Annotated in this window: 8 protein-coding genes; all 8 read right to left on the bottom strand. The window is 73.9% G+C overall.

Features of this window, described 5'->3' with window-relative positions; translation table 11 throughout:
* A partial coding sequence (gene ctaD / locus C6N75_RS01805) for an aa3-type cytochrome oxidase subunit I (RefSeq protein ID WP_258177168.1) occupies nt 1–1,440 on the bottom strand: 1,440 nt, incomplete at its 3' end.
* A 145-nt stretch (nt 1,441–1,585) separates the two neighbouring features.
* Nucleotides 1,586–3,721, bottom strand: coding sequence for a xanthine dehydrogenase family protein molybdopterin-binding subunit (locus tag C6N75_RS01800; RefSeq protein ID WP_105867060.1), 2,136 nt, complete (start codon nt 3,719–3,721; stop codon nt 1,586–1,588).
* 24 nt (nt 3,722–3,745) lie between these two features.
* Nucleotides 3,746–4,750 carry an FAD binding domain-containing protein gene (locus C6N75_RS01795; RefSeq protein ID WP_105867059.1) on the bottom strand — a complete coding sequence of 335 codons (1,005 nt, stop codon included), beginning with the start codon at nt 4,748–4,750 and terminating at the stop codon, nt 3,746–3,748.
* A complete protein-coding gene (locus C6N75_RS01790) occupies nt 4,747–5,289 on the bottom strand; it encodes a 2Fe-2S iron-sulfur cluster-binding protein (protein WP_105867058.1) in 543 nt (180 codons plus the stop codon). The genes C6N75_RS01795 and C6N75_RS01790 overlap by 4 nt, the downstream gene beginning before the upstream one ends.
* Nucleotides 5,286–5,780, bottom strand: coding sequence for a DUF5709 domain-containing protein (locus tag C6N75_RS01785; RefSeq protein ID WP_105867057.1), 495 nt, complete (start codon nt 5,778–5,780; stop codon nt 5,286–5,288). Before C6N75_RS01785 ends, C6N75_RS01790 begins: the two co-directional genes overlap by 4 nt.
* Before the next feature lie 185 nt (nt 5,781–5,965).
* Nucleotides 5,966–6,127, bottom strand: coding sequence for a hypothetical protein (locus C6N75_RS30375; RefSeq protein WP_181160285.1), 162 nt, complete (start codon nt 6,125–6,127; stop codon nt 5,966–5,968).
* Nucleotides 6,128–6,242: 115 nt separating this feature from the next.
* Nucleotides 6,243–7,379 (bottom strand): XdhC family protein, encoded by a 1,137-nt coding sequence (locus C6N75_RS01780; RefSeq protein WP_105867056.1) that lies wholly within the window; start codon nt 7,377–7,379, stop codon nt 6,243–6,245.
* Between the two features lie 74 nt (nt 7,380–7,453).
* Nucleotides 7,454–8,896 carry an NCS2 family permease gene (locus C6N75_RS01775; RefSeq protein WP_105867055.1) on the bottom strand — a complete coding sequence of 481 codons (1,443 nt, stop codon included), beginning with the start codon at nt 8,894–8,896 and terminating at the stop codon, nt 7,454–7,456.
* Between the last annotated feature and the right edge of the window lie 226 nt (nt 8,897–9,122).

Raw genomic sequence — 9,122 nt, 5'->3', positions numbered from 1 at the left:
CCAGACGTTGTAGAGGAACGGCAGCGTGGACAGGCCCAGCAGGAACGCGCCGATGGAGGAGAGGGTGTTCAGCGCGGTGAAGCCGTCGGCGGCCAGGTAGTCGGCGTACCGGCGGGGCATGCCCTCCGCGCCCAGCCAGTGCTGGACCAGGAAGGTGAGGTGGAAGCCGGTGAACAGGGTCCAGAAGTGGATGCGGCCCAGTCGTTCGTCCAGCATCTTGCCGGTCATCTTGGGCCACCAGAAGTGGAAGCCGGCGAACGTGGCGAAGACGACGGTGCCGAAGACCACGTAGTGGAAGTGGGCCACCACGAAGTAGGAGTCGGTGACGTGGAAGTCCATCGGCGGCGAGGCCAGGATCACCCCGGTCAGCCCGCCGAACAGGAAGGTCACCAGGAAGCCCAGGGCCCACAGCATCGGCGTCTCGAAGGAGAGGGACGCCCGCCACATGGTGCCGATCCAGTTGAAGAACTTCACCCCGGTGGGGACCGCGATGAGGAAGCTCATGAAGGAGAAGAACGGCAGCAGCACCGCCCCGGTGGCGAACATGTGGTGCGCCCACACCACCACCGACAGTCCGGTGATGGCGATGGTCGCCCCGACCAGCCCGACGTACCCGAAGAGCGGCTTGCGGCAGAAGACCGGCAGGATCTCGGTGACGATGCCGAAGAACGGCAGCGCGATGATGTAGACCTCCGGGTGGCCGAAGAACCAGAACAGGTGCTGCCACAGCAGCGCCCCGCCGCTGGCGGCCTCGAAGATCTGCGCCCCGAACCGGCGGTCCGCCTCCAGCGCCAGCAGCGCGGCGGCCAGCACCGGGAAGGCCAGCAGCACCAGCACGGAGGTGAGCAGGGTGTTCCAGCAGAAGATCGGCATCCGGAACATCGTCATCCCCGGCGCGCGCATGCAGATGATGGTGGTGACGAAGTTGACCGCGCCGAGGATGGTGCCGAAGCCGGACAGCGCCAGGCCCATGATCCACAGGTCGCCGCCGACGCTCGGGGTGCGTTCGGTGCTGTTCAGCGGGGCGTACGCGGTCCAGCCGAAGTCGGCGGTCCCGTCCGGCGTCAGCAGCGAGCCGAAGACGATCAGCCCGCCGAAGGCGAACAGCCAGTAGGCGAACATGTTCAGCCGGGGGAAGGCCACGTCCGGGGCGCCGATCTGGAGCGGCATCACGGCGTTGGCGAAGCCGGCGAAGGTCGGGGTGGCGAAGAGCAGCAGCATCACGGTGCCGTGCAGGGTGAAGGCCTGGTTGTACTGCTCGCCGGAGACGATCTGCAACCCGGGGCGGGCCAGTTCGGCGCGCATGACCAGGGCCAGCACCCCGGCGAGCAGGAAGAAGACGAACGAGGTGATCAGGTACAGGTGCCCGATCTTCTTGTGGTCGGTGGTCGTCAGCCAGTCGATCACCGCCCTGCCTCTTCTCCCTGCGGCTCGGTTCACCTCCGGGGCTCCCGGGTCCGCCGCCGGCCGCTGGTGCTCGCTCACTCGCTCCACCCGGGCAACCTAGGCGGCGCCCGCCTCCGGGCCCGGGCGCACCGGCCCGGGTGGGCCGCACGTCACCCGAATCGCGGAGCGCCCGGCCGGGTCAGCCGAGGGCGGCGAGGACCTTGTCGGGGGTGAGCGGCAGGTCCCGCAGCCGGACGCCGAGGGCGTGGTGGACGGCGTTGCCGACGGCGGCCGGGGTGCCCGTGATGCCGATCTCGCCGATGCCCTTGGCGCCCAGCGGGCCCAGGTGGGTGTCCGTCTCGTCCACCCAGTGGGCGTCGATGTCGGGCACGTCCGCGTGGGCCGGCACGTGGTAGGAGGCCAGGTCACGTTCGGCGAAGCCGCCCAGCACCGGGTCGGCGGTGGAGTGCTCGGTCAGCGCCATGCCCAGGCCCATGGTCATGCCGCCGATGAACTGGGAGCGGGCGGTACGGGAGTTGAGGATGCGCCCGGCGGCGTACACGCCGAGCAGCCGGCGCACCCGCACCTCGCCGCTGACCGTGTCCACCTGCACCTCGGCGAAGTGGGCGCCGAAGGCGTGCCGGGCGAACGCCGGCTTGGCCCCGGCGGCCTCGGTGGTGTCGCTCTCGGCGGTCAGCCCGCCGTCCGGCAGCGGCCCGCGGTGGCCGGCCAGCCGGCTGGTCAGCGCGGTGCACGCGTCGTGCACGGCCCAGCCCCAGGAGGCGGTGCCGGCCGAGCCGCCGGCCAGCGGACCGTAGGGCAGCCGGGTCGAGCCGATCTCGATGCGCACCGCGTCCAGCGGCACGCCGAGCGCGTCGGCGGCGACCTGGGCGAGGACGGTGCGCGCGCCGGTGCCGATGTCGGTGGCGTCGACGCGGACGGTGTAGCCGCCGTCCGGCCGGGCGGTGGCGCTGGCCGAGGAGGCGTCGCACAGCACCGGGTAGGTGGCCGCGGCCACCCCCGTCCCGGTCAGCAGGTCGCCCTCGCGGCGCACTCCGGGCCGCGGGTCGCGGTGGTGCCAGCCGAACCGGCGGGCCCCTTCGCGCAGGCACTCGGTCAGGTGGCGGCTGGAGAACGGCAGCCCGCTGTCCGGCTCGGTGACCGGCTCGTTGCGCAGCCGCAGCTCGATCGGGTCCATGCCCAGCTCGGTGGCCAGCTCGTCCATCGCCGACTCCAGCGCGTACATGCTGGGGGCTTCACCGGGGGCCCGCATCCACGACGGGCTGGGCACGTCGAGGCGTACCGCCCGGTGGGTGGTCAGGCTGTGCGGTACGGCGTACATCACCCGGGCCGCCACCGCGCCGTGCTCGACGAAGTCCTTGATCCGCGAGGTCTGCGCGGTCATCTCGTGCTCGACGGAGAGCAGGGTGCCGTCCCGGTCCGCGCCCAGCTTCAGCGTGTGCAGGGTCGGCGAGCGGTAGCCGACCACCTCGGCCATCTGCCGGCGGGGCAGCGCCAGTTTGACGGGGCGTCCGGTGTGCCGGGCGGCCATCGCGGCCAGCACCACGTGCGGGCGGGGCGTGCCCTTGGAGCCGAAGCCGCCGCCGACGTGCTCGGAGACCACGGTGATCTGCTCCGGGGCCAGCGCGAACAGCTTCGCCAGGGCGGAGCGCACCCAGTGCGCGCCCTGGCTGGAGTCGTAGACGGTCAGGTGGTCGCCGTCCCAGCGGGCGTAGGAGGAGTGCGGCTCCATGGGGTGGTTGTGCAGCGGCGGGATGGTGTACGCGGTCTCCACCCGGACCGGGGCGGCGGCGTACGCCTCCGGGGCGTCACCGCGCTCGCGCCGCCCGGGGTGGCCGTTGGCGCTGTCGGGGACGAAGGCGTCCGGATGGTCGGCGCGCAGCTCCACGTCGGCCGGCCGGGCCTGGTAGGACACCCGCACCGCGGCGGCCGCGGCGCGGGCGTTCTCCAGGGAGTCGGCGACCGCCAGGGCGACGAACCAGCCTCGGTGCGGGACCTCGTGGTCCTGGAGCACCGTCAGGATCGGGTCGTCACCCTCGGCGACGCGGGGCGCGTCGTCCGGGGTGAGCACGGCGAGGGTGCCGGGCAGGGCGAGGGCGGCGGAGGTGTCCACGCCGGTGATCCGGCCGGCCGCGACGGTCGCCGGCACCGGCCAGGCGTAGGCGCAGTCCGGGGGGTTGTGCGGCTGCTCGGTGGCGTACCGGGCGGTCCCGGTGACCTTCTCGCGGCCTTCCAGGCGCTGCGGGCCGGTGCCGAGGACCGGCTGGGGGCGGACCGCGCCGGCGGCGGTGGCGTGCGTGGCGGTGGGGCGCATCGCGGCTCTCCTCGTTCCGGGGCGTCAGGTGCGCTGGGGGCTGCGGGCCGCGGCCAGCCCGCTGAGCGTGTGCACGGCGAGGTTGCGGGCCAGCGGCACCTTGAAGGCGTTCTGGGCGAGCGGCTGGGCCAGGGCCAGTTCGGCGTCCACCGCGCGGGCGACCGCCTCCTCGGTGAGCCGCTGCCCCAGCAGCGCGGTCTCGGCGAGCCGGGCCCGCCACGGCCGGTGCGCCAGTCCGCCGAAGGCCAGGCCCACCGCCCGTACGGTGCGGTCGGCGTCCAGGTCGATCACGGCGGCGACCGAGGCGAGCGCGAAGGCGTAGCTGGCGCGGTCGCGGGCCTTGCGGTACGCCGAGGGGCGGCCGGCCGTGGCGCCGGGCACGGTGACGGCTGTGATCAGCTCGCCGGGGCGGATGACGGTGTCGCGCTCGGGGTGCTCCCCGGGCAGCCGGTGGAACTCCGCCGCGGGGACGGTGCGGCCGCCCTCGGGGCCGTGCAGCTCCACCTCGGCGTCCAGTGCGGCCAGTGCCACCGCCATGTCCGAGGGGTGGGTGGCGATGCACCGCTCGGACGCTCCGAGGACGGCGTGGTCCCGGTGCACTCCGGCGCGGGCCGCGCAGCCGCTGCCGGGCCGGCGCTTGTCGCAGGGGGCGGAGGTGTCCTGGAAGTAGGTGCAGCGGGTGCGCTGGAGCAGGTTGCCGCCGGTGGTGGCGACGTTGCGCAACTGGCCCGACGCGCCGGCCAGCAGCGCCTGGGAGAGCACCGGGAAGCGGTCGCGGACCAGCGGGTGCGCGGCGAGGTCGCTGTTGCGGACGGTCGCCCCGGCGCGCAGCCCGCCGTCGGGCAGCTCCTGCACCGTGTCCAGCGGCAGTCTGCTGACGTCGATCAGCGCGGCGGGCGTCTCGACGCCGAGCTTCATCAGGTCCATCAGGTTGGTGCCGCCGGCCAGGTAGCGGGCGCCGGGCCGGGCCGCGTACGCCTCGACGGCCCCGGCCACGCTGTCGGCCCGGACGTAGTGGAAGGGCTTCACCGGGTCACGTCCTCGATGGCGGCGACGATGTGGGGGTAGGCGCCGCAGCGGCACAGGTTGCCGCTCATCCGCTCGCGGATCTCGGCGCGGCTCAGCTCCACCGGCCCCTGGGCGGCGGTCCGGCCGGGGTCGGTGACGTGCGAGGGGTGCCCGGCGGCGGCCTCGGCGAACACCCCGACGGCCGAGCAGAGCTGGCCGGGGGTGCAGTAGCCGCACTGGAAGGCGTCGCGGTCCAGGAACGCCTGCTGGACCGGGTGCAGCTCGCCGTCCGGGGCCAGCCCCTCCACGGTGGTCAGCTCCGCGCCGTCCTGCGCCACCGCCGGCAGCAGGCAGGCGTTGGCCCGCCGGCCGTCCACCAGCACGGTGCAGGCCCCGCACTGCCCGTGGTCGCAGCCCTTCTTGGCCCCGGTCAGCCCGAGGTGCTCCCGCAGCAGGTCGAGCACGGTGGTGCGGTTGTCCAGCACCAGGGTGTGCTCGGCGCCGTTCACCGTCAGGGTGACGCGCGAGGCGGTGCCGGACTCCGGCGCGGCGGCGCTCACCTCGGGATCTCGTCTTCCTCTTCCGGGACGGTGTGCATGGCGGCCTCTTCCGCCGACGCCGCGGCGCCGTCGATGCCGACGTCGGTGGCGACGACGTCCTTCTCGTCGTCGCCGTGCGCGCCCTGGTCGGGCGCCACCAGCCGGCCGGAGCGCTCCCGGCCGACCTGGTCGCCGCCGACGGGTTCGCCGTCGCCGCCGGGCAGGTCGCCGATGCCGTCCCCGGGCGCGACGTCGTCCAGCGTCGGGTCGGGCACCTCCTCGGCCAGCCGCTGGTCGAGCGTCTCGCCCTCGCGCTGCTCGCGGGCGGTGGTGCCGTGCTCCTCCACGCCGTACGGCCGCTCGGGCGGCGAATAGCCCTCCTCGTACACGTCGGCGTCGCGCTCCGAGAGGGTGTCCTCCCGGTCGAGGACGCCGGTGTCCTCACGCTGGTCGCCCGTGTCGGACGCGTCGGGCTGGTAGACCTCGTCGCCCATGCTCTCGTCGCCGTCCATGCGTCGGCCTCCTCCATGTGTTCGCCTGCCCCGGCCGCACCGCGCGCCGGGCCGTTCCGCCCGATCGCGTATCCAGCCTCGTACAGGTCACACATCCCGGCATGTCGGACGGGCCCGCGGGCCGGACGGCCCGACCCCGTACGCCTGGGGCGTACGGGGTCGGGTGCGGGAGCCGGGCCGCGGCGTCAGGAGGGCTCGGGGCGCTCGTCCCAGTCGAGGACCTGGTCGGCGGTCTCGCGGGTCTGCTCGGCCAGCTCGCGGGCCTCGTTGAGCACGTCGCCCTGCTCCTCGACGAGCTGGTCGTAGATGGGGGAGCCGGGGCGGCCGGCGGACTGGGCGGTGGTCATGCGGGGAGTCTCCTCGGACCGGGGCGGGGGTGCGGCTGCCGGGGTGGAAGCCCCCGGCGCGCACGTCGCCTGCCCGGGCGCGGGGCGGTCATGCCGGAACGTGGCGCACGCCACGTCAGGCGACCGAGCCGATGCGGTCGGGGGCGGGGGCGTTCTCGTCGTGGTGGATGGGGGTGTGCGCCCCGGCCAGCGGCACGCCGGTGCCGCCGCGGCGGTGGGCGACGATCTCCGCGCCGATGGAGACGGCCGTCTCCTCGGGGGTGCGCGCGCCCAGGTCGAGGCCGATGGGGCTGCGCAGCCGGGCGAGCTCCAGTTCGCTGACGCCGGCCTCGCGCAGCCGGCGGTCGCGGTCGAGGTGGGTGCGGCGGGAGCCCATCGCGCCGATGTAGGCGACGGGCAGGGTGAGGGCGAGCTTGAGGAGGGGCACGTCGAACTTGGCGTCGTGGGTGAGGACGCACAGCGCGGTGCGGGAGTCGACGGCGGTGGCGGCGAGGTACTCGTGCGGCCAGCGGACGACGACCTCGTCGGCCTCGGGGAAGCGGGCGGCGGTGGCGAAGACCGGGCGGGCGTCGCAGACGGTGACGTGGTGGCCGAGGAGCTTGCCGACGCGCACCAGGGCGGCGGCGAAGTCGATCGCGCCGAAGACGATCATCCGCGGGGCGGGGACGCTGGACTCGACCAGCAGGGTGAGCGGCTGCCCGCAGCGGGAGCCGTCGGCGCCGAGGGTGACGGCGCCGGTGCGGCCGGCGTCCAGCAGCGCGCGCCCCTCGGCGGCGGCGGTGCGGTCCAGTCCGGGGTGGCCGCCCAGGCTGCCGTCGAAGGAGCCGTCGGGGCGCACCAGCAGGGCGCGGCCGAGCAGGGGGGCGGGGCCGTCCGCGACGCGGACCAGGGCCGCCGCCTCCCCTCCGGCGGCGGCCCTGAGGGCGGCGGGGGCGACCCCGCCGCGTACCGGGGTGACGAGGATGTCGATGGTGCCGCCGCAGGTCAGACCCACCGCGAAGGCGTCCTCGTCGTCGTAGCCGAAGCGCTCGAGGACGGTCCTGCCGTCGTCGAGCGCCGCTCGGCACAGTTCGTACACGGCCCCTTCCACGCAGCCGCCGGAGACCGACCCGATCGCGGTGCCCTCGCTGTCGACGGCGAGGGCCGCTCCCGGCTGCCGGGGCGCGCTTCCGCTGACCGCCACCACGGTGGCGACGGCGAAGTCGCGTCCCTGCCCGACCCACCGGTTCAGCTCGTCGGCGATGTCCAGCATGTCGGCCTCCTTGCGCGATGTGCTGCGTAGAGGGGTTCCCGGGCCGGAGCCCGTTACCCCTCGCGGGGCGCGGGCTAGTGCCCGTTGCCCATGGCGAAGTAGAAGATGAACACCGCCGAGAGCACCCACATCAGGATGCTGGGCTCGCGCCACTTGCCCTGGGCGGCCTTGATCGCGCAGTAGGCGATGACGCCGGCGCCGACACCGGTGGTGATGGTGTAGGTGAAGGGCATCAGGACGACCGTCAGGAAGACCGGGACGGCGACGGACCAGTCGGTCCAGTCCACGTGCCGGGCGTTCTGAAGCATCATCGCGCCGATGACGACCAGGGCCGCGGAGGCGACCTGGCCGGGCACGAGCTGGGTCAGCGGGGTGAAGAAGAGACAGGCGGCGAAGAACAGGCCGGTGACGGTGGCCGAGAGGCCGGTGCGGGCGCCCTCGCCGACTCCGGTGGCGGACTCGATGAAGACGGTCTGGCCGGACGCGCCGGCCGCACCGCCCACGACGCCGCCGGCGCCGTCGATGAACAGGGCCTTGCTGAGGCCGGGCATCCGGCCCTGGGCGTCGGCGAGCTTGGCCTCCTGGCCGACCGCGATGATCGTGGCCATGGCGTCGAAGAAGCCGGCCAGGACCAGGGTGAAGACGATCATCGAGACGGCGGCGTAGCCGAGCTGCTCGTAGCCGCCGAACTCCATGATCCCGAAGAGGTCGAAGTTCGGCATGGAGACGACGCTGCCGTGCAGGACGGGGGCGGTGCCTCCCCAGGCCTTCTCGTCGATCAGTCCGGTGGCGGTGGCGGTGACGGAGATGATCGTGCCGACGACGATGCCGATCAGGATGGCGCCGGGGATCTTGCGGGCCTGGAGCATGAAGATCAGCAGCAGGGTGAGGCTGAACAGGGCGACGGGCCAGCCGGTGAGCGAGCCGCCGACGCCCAGGGTGACCGGGCCGCCCGCGGTGCCGGGGCCGACGAAGCCGGCCTTGACGAAGCCGATGATCGCGATGAACAGGCCGATGCCCATGGTGATGCCGTGCTTGAGCGCCAAGGGGATCGCGTTCATGATCACTTCGCGCACGCCGGTGACCACCAGGAGGCAGATCACGGCGCCGTAGATGGCGCACATGCCCATCGCCTGGCCCCAGCTCATCTCCGGGGCGACCTGGGTGGCGATCACGCCGGCGACGCTGAGGCCGGCGGCGAGGGCGAGCGGGACCTTGCCGATGATGCCCATGGCGAGGGTGGTGACCGCGGCGGCCAGCGCGGTGGCGGTGATCAGGGCCGGCTGGCTCAGCTTGTCGCCGTTGGCGTCGGCGCCGCCGAGCAGCAGGGGGTTGAGCAGGAGGATGTACGCCATCGCCATGAAGGTCGTGATGCCGCCGCGCACTTCCTTGGCGACGGTCGACCCTCGGTGGGATATGTGGAAGTACCGGTCGAGCCAGGACCGCCCGGCGGGGACGCGGGAGCCGTCTCCGGCTCCCTCCGCGACGGTCTTGGGCTCTACGGACGACTGGGTCATGGTGCCTGACTCCCAAGGTTCAAAGGGGCACCCGCACGCCGGCTGGCGACGCAGTGACGCGGGATTTGGGATGGTTCTTCCGGCTGCACGACCCGGGGGACGGCCCGAGACGAACGAGTTTTTCGCGGCGCGGCGTGGGGGCCGCTGGGCGGAGCCTGTCGCGCGCGGACGCACGCGACGGGCGGAGCGGCCGTGGCCGCGGGGTGCGGGGTGCGGGGTCATCCCG

Source organism: Streptomyces solincola (assembly GCF_002982015.1).
Classification (GTDB): Bacteria; Actinomycetota; Actinomycetes; order Streptomycetales; family Streptomycetaceae; genus Streptomyces; species Streptomyces solincola.
Note: the sequence above shows the minus strand (reverse complement) of the source record. Positions and strands in the feature narration are given on the sequence as shown.

Coding starts and splice junctions, on each gene's coding strand:
- C6N75_RS01800 (WP_105867060.1), bottom strand. CDS start 3,721: ATGCGCCCCACCGCCACGCACGCCACCGCCGCCGGCGCGGTCCGCCCC.
- C6N75_RS01785 (WP_105867057.1), bottom strand. CDS start 5,780: ATGGACGGCGACGAGAGCATGGGCGACGAGGTCTACCAGCCCGACGCG.
- C6N75_RS30375 (WP_181160285.1), bottom strand. CDS start 6,127: ATGACCACCGCCCAGTCCGCCGGCCGCCCCGGCTCCCCCATCTACGAC.
- C6N75_RS01780 (WP_105867056.1), bottom strand. CDS start 7,379: ATGCTGGACATCGCCGACGAGCTGAACCGGTGGGTCGGGCAGGGACGC.
- C6N75_RS01775 (WP_105867055.1), bottom strand. CDS start 8,896: ATGACCCAGTCGTCCGTAGAGCCCAAGACCGTCGCGGAGGGAGCCGGA.